The sequence below is a fragment of the Nitratireductor thuwali genome, assembly GCF_036621415.1.
Lineage (GTDB): Bacteria > Pseudomonadota > Alphaproteobacteria > Rhizobiales > Rhizobiaceae > Chelativorans > Chelativorans thuwali.
Genome location: NZ_CP030941.1, coordinates 932273 through 948024, shown reverse-complemented (window position 1 = coordinate 948024; position 15752 = coordinate 932273). Strand labels below are relative to the sequence as shown.

18 protein-coding genes are annotated in these 15752 nt (G+C 64.5%); 13 read left to right on the top strand and 5 right to left on the bottom strand.

The features are described 5' to 3' along the window. Positions 1–21 precede the first annotated feature (21 nt). Positions 22–1311, bottom strand: a complete 1290-nt coding sequence (locus NTH_RS04585; protein ID WP_338528902.1) for a PRC-barrel domain-containing protein — start codon at positions 1309–1311, stop codon at positions 22–24. A gap of 106 nt (positions 1312–1417) precedes the next feature. Here NTH_RS04585 and NTH_RS04580 point away from each other — a divergent pair, with 106 nt between their 5' ends. Further along, positions 1418–2122 carry a phosphatase PAP2 family protein gene (locus NTH_RS04580; protein WP_338528901.1) on the top strand — a complete coding sequence of 235 codons (705 nt, stop codon included), beginning with the start codon at positions 1418–1420 and terminating at the stop codon, positions 2120–2122. Between the two features lie 41 nt (positions 2123–2163). Here the strand turns inward: NTH_RS04580 and NTH_RS04575 are convergent, their stop codons facing one another. Beyond that, positions 2164–2979, bottom strand: a complete 816-nt coding sequence (locus NTH_RS04575) for a DUF4142 domain-containing protein (protein ID WP_338528900.1) — start codon at positions 2977–2979, stop codon at positions 2164–2166. Here NTH_RS04575 and NTH_RS04570 point away from each other — a divergent pair. The 11 genes from NTH_RS04570 to NTH_RS04520 are packed head-to-tail and all read left to right on the top strand — an operon-like array spanning position 2948 to position 13182. Beyond that, entirely contained in the window at positions 2948–3733 is a 786-nt protein-coding gene (locus tag NTH_RS04570) for a c-type cytochrome (protein ID WP_338528899.1), read from the top strand. The two genes, NTH_RS04575 and NTH_RS04570, sit on opposite strands and share 32 nt — an antisense overlap. 1 nt (position 3734) lies before the next feature. Further along, entirely contained in the window at positions 3735–4097 is a 363-nt protein-coding gene (locus NTH_RS04565; RefSeq protein ID WP_338528898.1) for a hypothetical protein, read from the top strand. Between the two features lie 20 nt (positions 4098–4117). Next, entirely contained in the window at positions 4118–4888 is a 771-nt protein-coding gene (locus NTH_RS04560) for a gluconate 2-dehydrogenase subunit 3 family protein (RefSeq protein WP_338528897.1), read from the top strand. A gap of 9 nt (positions 4889–4897) precedes the next feature. Then, positions 4898–6667: a GMC family oxidoreductase gene (locus NTH_RS04555; RefSeq protein ID WP_338528896.1), complete on the top strand. Its 1770-nt coding sequence runs from the start codon at positions 4898–4900 to the stop codon at positions 6665–6667. Next, positions 6664–7602: a c-type cytochrome gene (locus tag NTH_RS04550; protein ID WP_338528895.1), complete on the top strand. Its 939-nt coding sequence runs from the start codon at positions 6664–6666 to the stop codon at positions 7600–7602. The genes NTH_RS04555 and NTH_RS04550 overlap by 4 nt, the downstream gene beginning before the upstream one ends. After that, positions 7599–7982 carry a c-type cytochrome gene (locus tag NTH_RS04545; protein ID WP_338528894.1) on the top strand — a complete coding sequence of 128 codons (384 nt, stop codon included), beginning with the start codon at positions 7599–7601 and terminating at the stop codon, positions 7980–7982. Before NTH_RS04550 ends, NTH_RS04545 begins: the two co-directional genes overlap by 4 nt. 5 nt (positions 7983–7987) lie before the next feature. Continuing rightward, a complete protein-coding gene (gene coxB, locus NTH_RS04540) occupies positions 7988–8968 on the top strand; it encodes a cytochrome c oxidase subunit II (protein WP_338528893.1) in 981 nt (326 codons plus the stop codon). Further along, positions 8968–11493, top strand: a complete 2526-nt coding sequence (ctaD, locus tag NTH_RS04535; RefSeq protein ID WP_338528892.1) for a cytochrome c oxidase subunit I — start codon at positions 8968–8970, stop codon at positions 11491–11493. The genes coxB and ctaD overlap by 1 nt, the downstream gene beginning before the upstream one ends. 1 nt (position 11494) lies before the next feature. Beyond that, positions 11495–11875 carry a hypothetical protein gene (locus NTH_RS04530; protein WP_338528891.1) on the top strand — a complete coding sequence of 127 codons (381 nt, stop codon included), beginning with the start codon at positions 11495–11497 and terminating at the stop codon, positions 11873–11875. A 57-nt stretch (positions 11876–11932) separates the two neighbouring features. Then, on the top strand, positions 11933–12166 hold the full coding sequence (locus NTH_RS04525; RefSeq protein ID WP_338528890.1) for a hypothetical protein: 234 nt from the start codon (positions 11933–11935) through the stop codon (positions 12164–12166). Further along, complete coding sequence (locus NTH_RS04520) at positions 12157–13182, top strand: cation:proton antiporter (protein WP_338531807.1); 1026 nt, start codon at positions 12157–12159, stop codon at positions 13180–13182. The genes NTH_RS04525 and NTH_RS04520 overlap by 10 nt, the downstream gene beginning before the upstream one ends. Positions 13183–13362: 180 nt before the next feature. Here NTH_RS04520 and NTH_RS04515 read toward each other — a convergent pair whose 3' ends face one another. Further along, positions 13363–13704 carry a hypothetical protein gene (locus NTH_RS04515; RefSeq protein ID WP_338528889.1) on the bottom strand — a complete coding sequence of 114 codons (342 nt, stop codon included), beginning with the start codon at positions 13702–13704 and terminating at the stop codon, positions 13363–13365. A 139-nt stretch (positions 13705–13843) separates the two neighbouring features. Further along, entirely contained in the window at positions 13844–14101 is a 258-nt protein-coding gene (locus NTH_RS04510; RefSeq protein ID WP_338528888.1) for a ComEA family DNA-binding protein, read from the bottom strand. A gap of 153 nt (positions 14102–14254) precedes the next feature. On the opposite strand from NTH_RS04510, the gene NTH_RS04505 reads away from it, so the two are divergent. Beyond that, complete coding sequence (locus NTH_RS04505) at positions 14255–14659, top strand: hypothetical protein (protein WP_338528887.1); 405 nt, start codon at positions 14255–14257, stop codon at positions 14657–14659. A gap of 36 nt (positions 14660–14695) precedes the next feature. Here NTH_RS04505 and NTH_RS04500 read toward each other — a convergent pair whose 3' ends face one another. Then, positions 14696–15715, bottom strand: a complete 1020-nt coding sequence (locus NTH_RS04500; RefSeq protein ID WP_338528886.1) for a cation transporter — start codon at positions 15713–15715, stop codon at positions 14696–14698. Positions 15716–15752: the final 37 nt, after the last annotated feature.

The window sequence follows — 15752 nt, the reverse complement described above, 5'->3', positions numbered from 1 at the left end:
CCTCTTTGCAGCGAAGGGAGATCACTCCCCGAATGTGTCATAATCGAACGGCTCGGCCTGGGCGACGTCTTCCTCGCCGTACGGCATGTCGTAATAGGGGCCCGGCCCTTGCGCATAGCCATAATAGGGATAGGCGTAATAGGGATCGCCCAGCCCGTAGCCCGGGCTCGGGTTCACCACCACCGCCGCGAGTTGCCCATCACGGATGACAAGGTCGTTGACATAGCCGAAATCGGCGTAGCCGAGCTCCGCTTCGTCGTCGCGGATGCGGGCGTAATCGCCGATCAGATCGGTCGCGCGGAAGGCGTTCGGGCCGGTCACCAGATCGTCCTCCACGGTGGCGGTCTCCTGGGCCGCGCCTTCGGCGGTCAGATAGCCGGTCTTGAAGACACTGTAGTCCTCGGCGTTCTCCTCGGTCACCGGGATAGTGATTTCACCTGCCGAATACTCGACCTCGTCCCAGGGCACGTTCACATGGGTGTCGAACATATCCAGGAAGCCGCCGAGCTCCGCGACGACGGACAGCACCTGGCCGTCCCGGGAGAAGACCACGTTTTCGATGCTGCCGATCTCATCGCCCGTGGGGCCGAACACCTCGGCCTCGTCCAGCAGGAACTCCACGCTGATGCCGTCGGCATAAAGTTCGTCGGTCGCCCAGTTGGGCAGAGCGATGACTTCCTCCGGGGTGATGGCATCCTGCCCGATCGCTGCCGTCTCCTCGCCACGCTCGACGTCGGTCGCCTCGGTATCCCCGGTATCCGCGGCAGCGGTCTGCTCGCCGGCGGTGATCCGGTCGTCCTCGAACGCCGCATAATCGTCTTGGCTGAGCGCGTCGTCCCCGTCGCGGTCATAGACGTCGAACAGGGCCACATGGAAGGCTGTCCAGTCGACACCGTCCTCGCCGGCGTTAAAGCCGGCCATCGCGTCCGTCTCACGCAGGCCGGAGGTGAACTCGTCCCGGCCTATCACATCATCGTCGCCGGCAATCTCGCCGAAGGCAGGCTCCACATCATCGCCGAACCAGGCCGTATAGCCGTTTCGGTATTCCTCTTCGCCAAGGTCGCCATCGGCATCGGTATCCCAGGCGGCGAAGAGGCCGCCATAGAGCTCGTCTTCTGTAATGCGCTGGTCGGCGTTCTGGTCCCATGCCTGAAACGCGCCGCGACTAACCTGTTCGAACTCCGCTTCCGACAGTTCCAGATTGCCGTCCGCGTCGATATCGCTGAAGGTATACTGCGCTGCCGCCAAGGCCGCCGCGGGCGCCAGAGCGAATATCAGGGCCGCCGCTGTTGAAGTCTTCAACGCCTTCATGTGAATCTCCTTTCGTTACTTTCCGTCATCCCTCGTGTACGCAACGGAACAGGCGAGCTGCCGCGTTGTTCCGTTGGGTAAAGGAAACTCTTCCGGACGGTCCGCATTGTTGGAAAATCTTACCAACCGTCTCGGCCGCCGCGAGTGGCCGATCGTGCTCGCACTGCTCATACCCGCGGCCGCCCTGTGGGGCTTCGTCGAGCTTGTCGACGAGGTAGCCGAGGGCAGCACGCAGGCTGTGGACCGCATGCTGCTGCTCGCTCTGCGCAATCCCGCCGACACGACCGAGCCGCTCGGCCCCGCATGGCTGGAAGAGATGATGCGCGACTTCACCGCACTTGGCGGAGTCGGAGTCCTGACGCTGATAACCCTTGCCGCGGCTGGCTATCTCTTCATGCTCTCCAGGCCGAAGGCCGGGCTCGCCGTCATCCTGGCCGTCGGCGGGGGCATCCTTCTGAGCACCGTGGTGAAGATGGTCATCGACCGGCCGCGGCCCGATCTCGTGCCGCACGGCTCGTATGTCGCCACGGCCAGCTTCCCCAGCGGCCATTCCATGATGGCGGCGGTGGTCTACCTGACGCTGGCCGTCATGATCGCACGTGTGCGCCCGCGCTGGACGACGAAGGCCTACGTCCTTCTCTGGGCTGTCCTTGTCACGCTCCTCGTGGGCATCAGCCGGGTCTATCTCGGCGTCCACTGGCCGACCGACGTTCTGGCAGGCTGGACCGTCGGGTCCGCCTGGGCCCTCCTTTGCTGGCTCGCCACCTTGTGGCTCCAGCGCAAGGGCAATCTGGAGAGCGATGTCGGCTGATCCTGTGGGGCTCCAGGAACGCCCAGGATCCCTTGAACGGCTCAGCCCGCCTTGGCTTCTATTCCAGCGCTATCCGCCAGGTCGCGGGCTCTGGCGAACTGCTCCCGCAGCATCGGCAGGGTCTCTTCCGCGAACACCGCGAGTTCGCCGCCTTTCTGCGAATAGTTATTGAACATGGCGATAAGCTCAGGCAACTGCTCGAGCTGCATCTCGATATAGAGCTCTTCGAGCCGCCCTGTCTCGGCGCGTTCAAGTTCCGCCACCTTTCGAAGGTGGCTGGTTTCCATGATGCGAGGCATCTCGCCCTGCGAGATCCCTTCCAACTGGGCGAGGCGGGAGACCTCGGCGAGAAGGTCTTCGTAGGTGTCGGCCGTGCGGTTAGCGAAACGCTTTATATCCTCGCCATCGGCTTCTCTGGCCACCAGCCGGCTGGAATCCATTTGGAAAACGCTCCACGCCACGGACATCCGTGCGAACTCCAGAGGCGTGTTCACCGTTTCAGCTTTCGGCGACTCCTGCGGAATGTCGGCAACCTGCGCGGCCACGGGCCCCGCAAGAGCGATCAAGAGCGCCGAAGACACGGCAATGGGCAAACGGTTCATGGCAGGCTCCTTTCGGTCGACCAAAACATCCCCGCTGCGGGCATGGTTCCCAGAAAAGCGACAAAGGGACGGCTGTTGCAGGTCAGGGTGGATGAGGCGGGCGCATCGGCAGGCGTTCTCCTCACGCCTGGCTTGTCCTGGACAGGCTTCTCGGCGCGCGTCATCCCGGAACAATAGCGGCTGTCGCCGGTTTCGGTCCAGGTTGAAGGGGGACAGCACGGCGATGTTGAAGTTCTTCAAGGCGGGTATCGCCATCGCGGCATCGTTGGCCTGCTTGAGCACCGGTCAGGCACAGGAGGCGGTGGAAGGACAGGCACAGGAGCCGGCAAAACCCGATATCGAAAACGGGCAGGCGATTGCAGTCGGCACCTACAACGTCTCTCCCGGAGGCGCATGCTTCCGCTGTCACGTCATGGACGGCGCAGGAGACAGTGTAGCCGGCTTTCCGCGGCTGACGGACCAGGCGTATGAGTACATGGTCGAATCGCTGAAGGCCTTCGCCTCGGGCGACAGGCCGAGCGAGATCATGCAGCCGATCGCCTCCGCAATGAGCGAAGAGGAGATGCGCGACGTCTCCGCCTACTACGCCTCGCGCGAGGAGGCGCCTTACCCGCCGCCGCCCGACGTGGATCCGGAAGTGCTGCAGGAGGGCGCCCTCTTGTCCACGATGGGTGCGCCCGATGAAGGCATCCAGGCCTGCGTCAACTGTCACGGGCCGGAGGGCATCGGCATGCCGCCCACCTATCCCTTCATCGGCGGCCAGTATGCGACCTACATCAGGCAGCAGCTCCAGCTCTTCAAGCAGGGCGAGCGCCGCGGTGAGGAGCTCGGCGTGATGGCCTATATCGCCGGCCTTATGACCGATGAGCAGATCGAGGCCGCGGCGCAGTATTTTGCATCGCTGCGGCCGGAAAACGTGACGCCGGAGCAGGCGGAAAGGCCGGTCGCCGAGGTAACACCCCAGCTCGGGACCGCCCCCATACCCGACGATATCCTCGGAGTTGAATGACATGACGCAGATTGCGCGCGCAGCACTGGCCGGCATTCTCGGCTTCACCCTCGCAGCGACGGCGGCGGCAACCGGCGCCACGCTGGCGCAGAACCAGGAGAACGTCGTCGAGCCGGCTTCGCCCCAGGTTGAGATCGGCCCGCAGGCACGCGACGAAACCAATGAATATGGCTGGCCGACCGACTACGTCGCTCAGGTGGGAGCCGGCGTTACGCTCGGCTCGACCACCGGATACAGCGGCCCCCCGGAGCCGGGCGGGGGCCGCCAGGAGATCACGCTGCCCCCGTTGCCGGGCGCCGATCTCTGCGACCCATGGGAAGGCACGGACGCATACCCCTTCTGCATGGAGAAGGTAGTCCAGTAACAGCAAAGGGAGGAAGGACCATGGACAAGCTATCGCGCAGGAACCTTTTCAAGGTGGCCGGCGGCGCCGGAGCGGCAGCGGCCGTTCCGCATGGCTTCACCGTCCGCAAGGCGGAGGCGCAGACCGGCGTGGAGGCGCCGGTGGTCGCCCCGTCCGAAAGTTCGGCTGCGCCGGCGCATGCCGGCCACGACGACGTCCTCTTCTTCTTTACGACGGAGGAGGCGCGCTTCGTGGAGGCGGCCGTCGACCGGCTGATCCCGGCCGATGAGGAATGGCCGGGCGCTGTATGGGCCGGCGTCGTCAACTTCCTCGACCGGCAGCTTGCCGGCGCCTATGGTGCCGGGGCGCGGATGTATCTCGAGGGGCCTTGGGAACTGGGCGTGTCGCAGCAGGGCTATCAGCTTCCCTACACGCCGGCAGAGCTTTTCCGCATTGGTATTCAAGAGGTGCGCGACTGGTTGGCGGAGCACGAGGGCGAGACGGAGTTCTGGGACCTGTCTGTGTCCCGCCAGATCGAAATCCTCCAGATGCTGGAAGCGGGCGCGATCCCGCTGCCGTCCATGCCGAGCTCGGTCCTCTTTGAGACGCTGCTTGCCACTACGGTCGAGGGCTGGTTCGCCGACCCGGCCTATGGCGGCAACCGGGAAATGGTCTCATGGCGGATGATCGGCTTCCCGGGCGCCTATGCCCAATATGTCGATCTGGTCACCGAATACGGTCGGCCCTACGAGCGGCCGCCCATGAGCATGGCCGAGGTGGCGCGCTCGCACGATCACCACGGCAAGCACTAGGAGGGGAAAGTGGCTGTACGAATGAAACCGGTCGATGTTGCGCTGGTGGGAGGCGGCGCCACGGCGGCGATCCTGGGCAAGGAGCTGGCGGAAGCCGGCTATTCGGTGGTGGCGCTGGAGCGCGGCCGTATGCGCCGGACCGTTCCCGACTTCCAGTCGCCCTATATGCATGACGAGCTCAAATACTCCGTGCGTCATGCGCTCATGCAGGATCCGAGCACCCAGACGCTCACCTTCCGCAACTTCGTCGGACAGAAGGCGCTGCCCATGCGCCAGCTCGGCTCCTTCCTCCCCGGGACGGGCGTGGGCGGAGCGATGGTGCACTGGAACGGCCAGACCTGGCGTTTCCAGCCTGAATCCTTCGTGCTGCGCAGCTGGGTCAATGAGCGCTACGGGGAAGACTTCCTCCCCGATGACCTCACCATCCAGGACTGGGGCATCACCTATGATGAGCTGGAGCCGCACTACGATTTCTTCGAGAAGATCTGCGGCACCGCCGGCATCGCCGGCAATGTCCGTGGCGATATCCATGAAGGCGGCAACCCCTTCGAGGGCCCGCGCAGCGACGCTTATCCGAACCCGCCGATGAAACAGGCCTATGCCGGCGCCCTGTTCGAAGACGCGGCGACGGATCTCGGCTATCATCCTTTCCCGGTCCCGTCCTCGAACGTGACGCGGCACTACACCAATCCCTACGGCGCCAAGTTCCAGCCCTGCATGTATTGCGGCTTCTGCGAGACCTATGGCTGCGAGCACTTCGCCAAGGCCAGCCCGCAGGTTGCGATCCTGCCCTTTGCGCTGGCCAACGACAACTTCGAGCTCAGGCCGCACTGCTATGTGACGCGTATCGAGTGGGATCGCGGATCGAACGAGGCAACCGGCGTCACTTATATCGATTCGCGCGGCCGCGAGATCTTCCAGCCCGCGAACATGGTGGCGCTCTGCGCTTTCGCACACCACAATGTCGTCCTGATGCTGAATTCCGGCATCGGCACGCCCTACGATCCCGTCACCGGGGAAGGGACCGTCGGCCGCAACTACACCTACCAGACCATGTCCGGTGCGAGCGTCTTCTATCCGCCAGAGGTGCGGCTCAACCCCTTCATGGGCGCGGGCGCCCTCGGCACGGCGATCGACGATTTCAACACCGGCAGCTTCGACCATTCCGAACTGGGCTTCGTGGGCGGCGCCTATATCGCCGCCTACACGACGAGCGGCCGGCCAATCCACCGCCATCCGGTACCAGAGGGCACGCCGCGCTGGGGTGCGGAGTGGAAGAAGGCCGTGCAGCGCCATTACAACAGCACCGCCACGCTGACGGTGCACGGCTCCTCTATGCCGCACAGGGGCAATTATATCGGCCTCGATCCGACCTATACGGATGCCTTCGGCCAGCCGCTCGGGATGATCACCTTCGACTTCCCGCACAACGACCGGCTGATGTCGCGTTATGTGACCGGCAAGGCCTGGGATATCGCTCGCGCCATGGGCGGAGAACAGATCTCCGTCGGCTGGCTCGACGATCACTACTCCATCGTCCCCTATCAGACGACGCACAACACCGGCGGCGCGATCATGGGCACCGACCCGACCAAGAGCGTCGTCAACAAATTCCTGCAGTCCTGGGACCTGCACAATCTCTGGGTTATGGGCGCCTGCGTCTTCCCGCAGAATGCCGGCTACAACCCGACCGACACGGTGGGCGCGCTCGCCTATTGGGCCGTCGACCACATGATCAACGACTACCTCCCCGACCCGCGGCCGCTGGTGCCGACATGAGGAACGGCCGGGCTCTCCTCCTCGTCGGGCTTGCGGCTGCCGGATCCGGCCTCTCCGCCGCCATTGCGGCGGGGCCGGACATCAATCACGGCCGCTGGGTGGCGACGGGCGGCTTTTATGAAGAGGCCGGGGGACTGGCCTGCGCCCGCTGTCACAGCCTCGACGGATCGGGCGACAGCAGCGGCGCCTTTCCGCGGCTGACGGACCAGAGCGCCTGGTATCTCTACAAGACGCTCAAGGATTTTGCGGCCGGGCTGAGGCCCAACGAGGTGATGCAGCAGGTCGCGCGCCAGCTCACGGATGCCGAGATGGCGGACGTTTCGGCCTATTACGCGGCGATCGAAGACGCACCCTATCCGCCGCGACCGCAGGCAGACCAGCAGGTCGTCCAGATCGGCGGCGCCATTGCGGCGATAGGCGTGCCCGACCAGGGTGTGCCGGCCTGCGTGAGCTGCCACGGGGACGACGGCCTCGGCGCGCCGCCGATCTATCCTTATCTGGCCGGCCAGTTCGCGCCCTATATCGAGCACCAGCTCATGCTGTGGAAGGAGGGCCGGCGCGACGGCGATCCGCTCAACATCATGGAGTTCATCGCCCGAAACATGACGGACGACCAGATCCGCGCCGTGGCGCTCTATTTCGCCTCGCTCAGGCCGCAGGAGGTCACGCCAGACGAGGAGCTTTACCTGACGCTGGAGGAGACGGAGTTCGCGCCGGCGGACAGGGCGGAGCAGGGCAGCGACAGCGGGGGCGATCGGGGCGGTGCAACCAATGACGATGGTCAGGAAGCGGAGGATGCCGACGAGTCCGGCCAAACGCAGGATGGATTACAAAACGGGACCAGCGCCACGCAAGGCCAGGGGCAGGAAGGTCGAAGTCAGCCAGAGGAGGGCCAGCCAGCGCCCGGGCCGGAGAACGGAGGCGGGCGCGAATGAAGGCATGCCCACGCGCCGCCGGCGTTGCCGTGATGGTCATCGTGCTTGCACTCGCTGGCTGCGAGGAATCGGCAATTCCGCAGGGAATGCGCATCATCGATGGTAATCCGGAGCGAGGGGCCTTGCTTATCCGCGAGTATGGCTGCCCGACCTGTCACACGATTCCCGGCATCCGCTCGGCGAACGGCATTGTCGGTCCGCCGCTCGACCGGTTCGCGCTGCGCGCCTTCATCGCCGGCAGACATGCGAATACGCCGGACAATCTCGTGCACTGGATCATGGATGCGCCTGACATGGCTCCGCATACGGCCATGCCCGACATGGGCATATCCGAGGACCAGGCCAGGCACATCGCCGCCTATCTTTATACGCTAAGGTGACGCGGATGGACTGGCGCACAACATCCCAGACCGACTCGCCGCTGTTCGGCAGGCTGGACGGCATCCAGAGCGTGCTCGATCCGCACAGCCCGCAAGCCGAGGCGATCCTTTCCCTGGGCAATTGGATCTTTGCCGGGGGCACGCTGATCTTCATCATGGTGATGAGCCTTCTCGCCTTTGCCATCCTGAGCCGCCGCCGGCACACGCCGTTGCGTAGCACCACCTTCATCGCCATCCTGGGCTTTGTCTTCCCCGCCGTCACGCTCGGCGTCTTGATGGTGTTCACGATCATCGTCAGCCTGCGCATATCCGAGGCGCCGGGCGAGGATGCGCTGCGAATCCATGTGACGGGGCACATGTGGTGGTGGGAGGTTGTCTACGAAGGGCCCGACGGTCAACCGGTCGAGACCGCGAATGAGCTGCATCTGCCACAGGGCAGGCCTGTCGTCATCACCGTGACGACGTCCGACGTCATCCACAGCTTCTGGATTCCCGGGCTGGCCGGCAAGATCGACATGGTTCCCGGCCACGTGAACACCGTTTCCTTCACGCCGACGAAGCGCGGCCTCATGCGCGGCCAGTGTGCGGAGTTTTGCGGCGCCCAGCATGCCAAGATGGCCTTCTACGCCGTCGTCGAGCCGCAGGAGCGGTTCGAGGAGTGGCTGGCGCGCCAGGCAAGTCCCGCGCGGGAACCGATCGTGGATCTCCACGAGGCGGGCAGGACCGCCTTTCTGGAGCAGGGCTGCGGCAGCTGCCACGCGGTCCGCGGCCTGCCTGGGGCGGAGGGCGAAATCGGCCCCGACCTCACCCATGTCGGCTCGCGCCTTTCCCTGGGCGCCGGATGGCTGGACGGCTCCGTCGGCAACCTCGCAGGCTGGATCGCCTCGGCCCAGCACATCAAACCCGGCAATCGCATGCCCTCCTTCGACCGGATGGACGGGCCGACCTTGCGGGCCCTGGCAGCGTGGCTGGAGAGCCTCGAATAATGTTCAGAACGACCCGCGAACTTGATGAAGCCTCCCGCCACGATGCGGGCTTGCGGCATTTGAGGGAGGTCTGGGCGCCGCCCAAGGGGCTGTCCTGGTTCAAGGGGATCAACAACACCGTGATCGGGCTGCTCTACGTGCTGACGGGGCTGTTCTTCCTTGTCGCCGCGGGGATCCTGGCGCTCATGATGCGGGCCCAGCTCGCCGTGCCCGAGAACGACCTGCTCTCGGCCGAATGGTACAACCAGATCTTCACCATGCACGGCACGACGATGATGTTCCTCTTCGCCGTGCCGATTATGGAAGCGATCGCCATCTTCGTGATCCCGCAGATGCTGGGCGCGCGCGATCTGCCGTTCCCACGCATTTCCGCCTATGGCTATTGGGCTTACCTGTTCGGCGGGCTAATTGCGCTCGGCAGCCTTTTCTTCAAGGTCGCGCCGGCCAGTGGCTGGTTCATGTATGTGCCGCTGTCGGGAGCGGAATACTCGCCCGGCCTGGGTCCGGATTTCTGGCTGCTGGGGATCGGCTTCATCGAAGTCTCCGCCGTCGCAGCAGCCATTGAGATCATTGTGAGCGTGCTGAAATTCCGGTCACCCGGCATGAGCATGGACCGCCTGCCCGTCTTCGCCTGGTACATGCTGGTCTTCGGCTTCATGATCATGATCGGCTTTCCGCCGCTGGTGCTGGGCGACATCCTGCTGGAGGTCGAGCGTGCCTTCGACTGGCCCTTCTACGACACGGAGCGGGGAGGCGATCCGCTCTTGTGGCAGCACCTCTTCTGGCTGTTCGGCCATCCAGAGGTCTACATCATCTTCCTGCCGGGCGCCGGCCTGCTTTCGACCATCATCCCCACCTTCGCGCGCGCCCCGCTCGCCGGCTATGTCTGGGTCGTCCTTGCCGCCGTCGGCACCGGGTTCCTGAGCTTCGGTCTTTGGGTGCATCACATGTACACCACGGGCATCCCCCTGATGTCGCTCAGCTTCTTTTCGGCGGCGAGCCTCGCGGTGGCGATCCCCAGCGGCATCCAGGTCTTCGCATGGATCGCCACGATCTGGAACGGCCCGGGCATCGTGTGGCGTGCGCCGATGCTCTACGCGCTCGGCTCCATCTTCATCTTCGTGGCGGGCGGGCTCACCGGTGTAATGGTGGCTCTCGTTCCCTTCGACTTCCAGGTGCACGATACCTACTTCGTCGTCGCGCACTTCCACTATGTGTTGTTCGGCGGGGCCGTTATGCCCGTTCTGGCGGCGCTGCATTATTGGGTGCCGCTCGCCACGGGCAAACTGATGTCGGAGAGCCTCGGCCGCTGGTCCTTCGGCCTCATCTTCGTCGGTTTCAACCTCGCCTTCTTCCCGATGCATTTCACAGGATTGCGCGGCATGCCGCGGCGCGTCTACACCTATCCGGCCGAGCTCGGCTGGGACTGGCTGAACATGATCTCGACCGTTGGCGCCTTCATGGTGGCGGCAGGGTTCGTGATCTTCCTCTGGGATTTTCTTTACTGGCACCGCAAGCATGGCGCGGAGGCCGGATATAATCCCTGGAACGCGGGGACGATGGAGTGGCACACCGTGACGCCGGCCTCCAATTTCTCCCTGCGCAGTGTGCCAGTTGTCAGCTCCACCTATCCGCTGTGGGAGGAGCCTGGCCTGATGGAGCGCGTAGACCGCGGCGAATTCTACCTTCCCGATGCGTCGGAAGGAAAGCGCAAGACGCTGCGCACGGGAACGGTGATGGGCCAGCCGCAGCAGGTTCTGTTTCTGCCGCATCCCACGTGGACGCCTCTCATCGCCGCCGCCGCCACGGCCGCGTTCTTCGGGCTGGCCATCTTCAAGCTCTGGTGGTACTGCGCCGCGGCGCTCGTTGTCCTGCTTGTGTCCGGGCTCGTCTGGATGTGGAACACCGAGCCGCGGCCGGAGCCGAACCTTTACGATGCCGGGTGCGGCGAAGTCCTGCCCGTGTACGTGAACGGAAAACAGACCCACGGCTTCTGGGCGATGGCTCTCCTCCTCCTGTTCGATGCCGCCGCCTTCGCATCGCTGGTTTTCTCGGCCCTGTTCCTGTGGACAGTCAATCGCGACTTCCCTCCGCCCGTCCCGGAGGGCGGTCTTGGGTGGGCCTGGATCACCGCCGGCCTCATGCTGCTGGCGAGCCTCGTCTTCCGCCTTGGCGTGCTCGCCAACAAGCGCGGCCTCTTTCCTGGGCTGATCGCCGGGCTGGTCGTGTCAATGCCGGTGATGCTGGCGGGCGGCGCGGCACTCCTCTTCTCGCTCTTCGCCACGGAGCTGCGGCCCACCGAGAACGCCTTCAACGCAGTCTATTGGATGTTCGCCGTCTGGACCGGTTTCCACATCGTGGTCGGCATCGTCATGGTGCTCTTCATGCTCGCCCGCGCCTTCGCAGGCCTCGTGACGGCGGAGCGCCGCCAGTCCTTGATGAATGTCGAACTGTTCTGGCATTTCACCGCCGGGCTGGCGCTCATTTCGCTCGTGATGGTTCATCTCTGGCCGAGGATGATCTGACATGGCAATGAACGTCATCGACCGCGACAGCCTAATCGGCATGGTGGCCGGACCGCTGGTCTGGGCCGTGCATTTCCTGGTCTGCTACGTCGTCGTCGCCGTCGCCTGCGCTTTCGGCTTCGGAATGGCCGGCGCCGGGGAGTGGAGCGCCGTCAGATCGGTGCTGATGGTGGTGAGCGGGGTGGCGCTGGCGGCAATCGCCGTCCTGACGCTTCTGGCCTGGCGGCGCTGGTTCCAGGCTGGAGGATTCCGGACCCCCAAGGATTCAGTGCAGGTCCGGCATCAGTTTATGGCGCTCGGCGGCCTCCTGCTGTGCCTTCTCTCCGCAGTTGCGGTGATCTATGTGACGGCGCCGCTGTTCTTCCTGCCGACATGCGGGTGATCCGTTTCGGCAGCAACCATTCCGGCGCTGCCGACGTTGAGCAGTGACGGTGTGCCCATGCCACAACTCAACCTTTCGCTTGCAATCGCCGGGGCGCTGATCATCGCCATCAGCCTCGTCTCGCAGAAGATGAAGCACTATCCGGTCTCCGAGCCGATGGTGGCGGTGACTTTGGGAATCGTCGTGGGACCGGTAGCTCTCGACGTCATTGACCTGCGGACGTGGGGAGACCGGCATGCGATCATCGAGCAGGTGGCGCGGATAGGCTCGCCGTGGGGCTTATGGGCATAGGCCTGCGGCTCAGCCCAACTGACTTCCGCACGCTGGCGCGGCCCGCCGCAGTGCTGCTCACGCTCGGCATGGTCGGCATGTGGGCCTGCAGTGCCGCTCTGGCCGGCTGGATGTTCGGCCTGCCGCCGTGGACGGCCCTGCTCGTGGGCGCGGTGCTGACCCCGACGGATCCGATCGTCTCCAGCAACATCGTGACGGGAAGATTTGCCGAGGAAAGGCTACCCTCGCGCGTGCGCGCCGCTCTCAGCCTCGAATCCGGCGCCAATGACGGCCTTGCCTATGTGCTGGTTCTGCTGCCGCTCCTGGTGATCGGCGGCAGCTCCGGCGTGGCCGGCGAATGGCTGGTGACCGGCTTCCTGCTGGGCGTCGCCATGAGCGCCGTCATCGGCGCGGTCGTCGGGGCGGCAGCGGCCCGCGTGCTTGGTTGGGCGCGCAGGAAAAGCATCATCGAGAGCTACTCCGTTTTGACCTTCACGCTCGCGCTGACATTCTTCACCCTGGGTGCAGCGCGCCTGCTCGGGGGCGACGCGCTGATCTCCGTGTTCGTGGCAGGCGTGGCCTTCAACCTGATGTCGGACACCGACACCAAACAATCGGAGGAGAACGTCCAGGAGGCGATCAACCACCTCATCACGCCATCCATTTTCGTACTCTTCGGCATCGCCTTGCCCTGGCCGGAGTGGCGGCAGCTCGGCTGGGCCGTCCCGGGCTTCGCGCTCGGCATCCTGATAGTGCGCCGCCTGCCGGTCTTTCTGGTGCTCGCGCCGCTGCTGCGCGGCCATCTGCAGCGGCGCGACCTCGCCTATCTCGCCTGGTTCGGGCCGATCGGCATCTCCACCTTCTTCTACGCGCTCTTCGCGCTTTCGCGGGGTGCCGACGCGATGGTCTGGCACTTGGCAAGCGCTTCAGTGCTGGCCTCGGTCTTCGCCCACGGAGCGAGCGGGGCGCCCATGAGCAACATGATCTACGGGCGACGGAAAGAAACGCAGGGGGCGGAAGAAGAGAAGGACGCTTGAGCTGCCTACGCAGCGCACCTACAGGAAGGTATCTGACCCCGGTGATGTTCAGGTGGGGGTTCGTCATAGCGAGGCGTGCCAACCGGCCCGTCATGAGCGATCATTCTGGGCACCGGCACCTCCCCGACGCAAGAAAGGTGGCCCGCCGGCCTCGGCTGACCGGCGGGCGCAAGATGCCGGCTACATCTCCTCGACGAAGACTGTGACTTCCTTGTCGGCGTCATTCCAAACGGCGACGACCTGATCGGCCGTATAGCCCTCGGCCTTAAGCGCCGACGTGATCTTTTCATTGTTTCTGACCTGCTGGCGCACGTCTTCGAGCGCAGCGGCATGGCCCTCCCTCATCTTCGCGAAAGCTTCCGCATTGGCGCCGTTGGTCGGCTCCACTTCGGACATCGGGACAATATCCACCGTCGCTTCAGCTTCGATATTGTCGAGGTCGAGAAGCGTCGACGCCTCCAGGGCAGCAAATGCCTCCCCATACCCAACAGGCTCATCCTGTGCGCTGGACTGGCCGGCCATGGCGGACGCCAGAGCCAGCGTGACGGCAGCACATGTTACCCGTTTCATTCGATGCATCATCCGTCTCCTTCTCCTTGCCATCCAAGCGAGTTCCCGGCCGGACCAGAAGCTGACCGGCAGCGCTCCGTTGCACCTGGAGCTATAGTCTGCGGATTTCCGCCCCGCCCGCCTTCAGCAGCGCGATCGTATCCTTGCCGAAACCGTCGAGAAGCTGCACCTCGTCCCAGCGGGCGAAGGGCCGGCGCTCACAGATGAGTCTCGCCTTCTGCGCATCGAGCCCCGGAAGCCGCCTCAGCTGCTCGAAGGACGCTGCGTTGATATCGACCACCTCGCTGCCGCTATGCTCCAATCCTTCGCCGCTGATCGGACGGGAGGGAATGTCAGGCATATTCGCCATGCCGCTTCTCCGTTCGAAGACCATAGCCGCAACCGCCAACCTCAGCCGAATGTTCCTGTCCGAAGTTATCAATGGAACCTAACCGGCTTCGCCAGGTTCGGACGTCAGGTTCCAAAGCAATACGCGTAAGGCGATAGTCCCGTGGAGGTTTGCATGTCACATCTGCCCGCAATTCTCGTCGTTGTCGGAACGACGCTGTGCTCGGCCGTAACGGTCGTTTCGGCACAGGAAGAGGCCAGCCCAGAGGCAGCGATGACGGCAATGGAGAATATGGAAACGACGCCGTCGGAGATCAGGAATCTGGAGGAGATCGGGGAACTCCAGATCATCTCGATCGAGACGGTGGGGTCCGTCGAGGGCGAGGCGCTGCAGTCGGAGATCGATGAGCGGGCAGCGGATGTGGGGGATCTTCAGGCTGCCATCGGCGCCAATGAAGCGCTCATGGAAAAACTTCAGTCCGAGGACCCGGACTTTTCGCTGGATTCGGTCGTCGCAGCGGATATCAGCGAAGATGGCCAGCTCATCATCTATATGCTGGGGCAGGGCGCCTCCAACTGAGCCGAGGGACCATCGTCCCTGGCAGAAAAACGGCGCCTAACGGCCCGGGCGGGATCTATGCCTGTCCCGGGCGGCGCGGGCAGGCTCGCTTGCCCCGTCGCTTCGGCCTTCGACCACGCTCAGCGATGCCACGGGGGTGATCGTGAACTCGGCAACACGCCAGTCGAGCCCCAGTGCCTCGTCGGCGGCATCGTTTATGCGCCGGATGAGATCACCTTCGTCCTTCGGAACCACGAACCCTTCGCCATAAAGCACGTGGCCCGCCTCGCGCATGCGGACGTCGGCATTCTCGACCCACGACAGGCGGCAAAGCCAGTCACGCAGCCGTTCGGGCAGGTCATCCTCCCCGCCCTCGGCCGTCGTCGGACGACGATCGGCCAGGTCGCCGATCGAACGTGATGTCTGGGCGAAGCCGTCGCGCAATACGTCAAGCCCGATCAGGAGCGCTGCCGCGGCGTCCAGCCACCAGATGCCGAAGCCGATGCCGATCACCCCGATGCCGGCGGCGCCGGCGGTCAGCCAGTCTGCCTTGCGCATCTTGGCATCGGCGATCAGCGGCTTGTCGTGCAGGCGGCGCGCGAGCGGCAGCTTCAGACGGCCGAGAATGACGGAAGGTATGGCACTATAAGCAAGCGCCAGGAGTGCCGGCCAGCCGATCCAGACGGGTTCGCCGAGAATAACCATCGTGCCCATGCTGGGATGGGTCGCTTGGAACAGCTTCATCGCGGCTTCGATGATCAGGTAAAGTCCGAGGCCGAGGAGGGGCAGGGCGGATGCGAGATAGGCGATGCCGACGGCCCTGTGATAGCCGTAGGGGAAGTTCCCGTCCGGTTTGCGCCAGGCGATCGGCGTGGCTATCACCCAGGAGACCGACGGTATGATGCTGAGCATGTCCTCCAGCCATGCGGCACGCATGGCCTGGGAAGAGCCCAGCACGAAGTAAAGCACGATAGCGACGGAAACGAGATAGGCGATGGTGATCCACTGGATCCACTTCGCCTTGCGGTAATCCGGCTTGCGATCGTCGGGTATGTCGACGGCTGTTACGGCCCGCATGACGCTTTTCTCCCACGCGGCGGCGGCCGCACGCGCC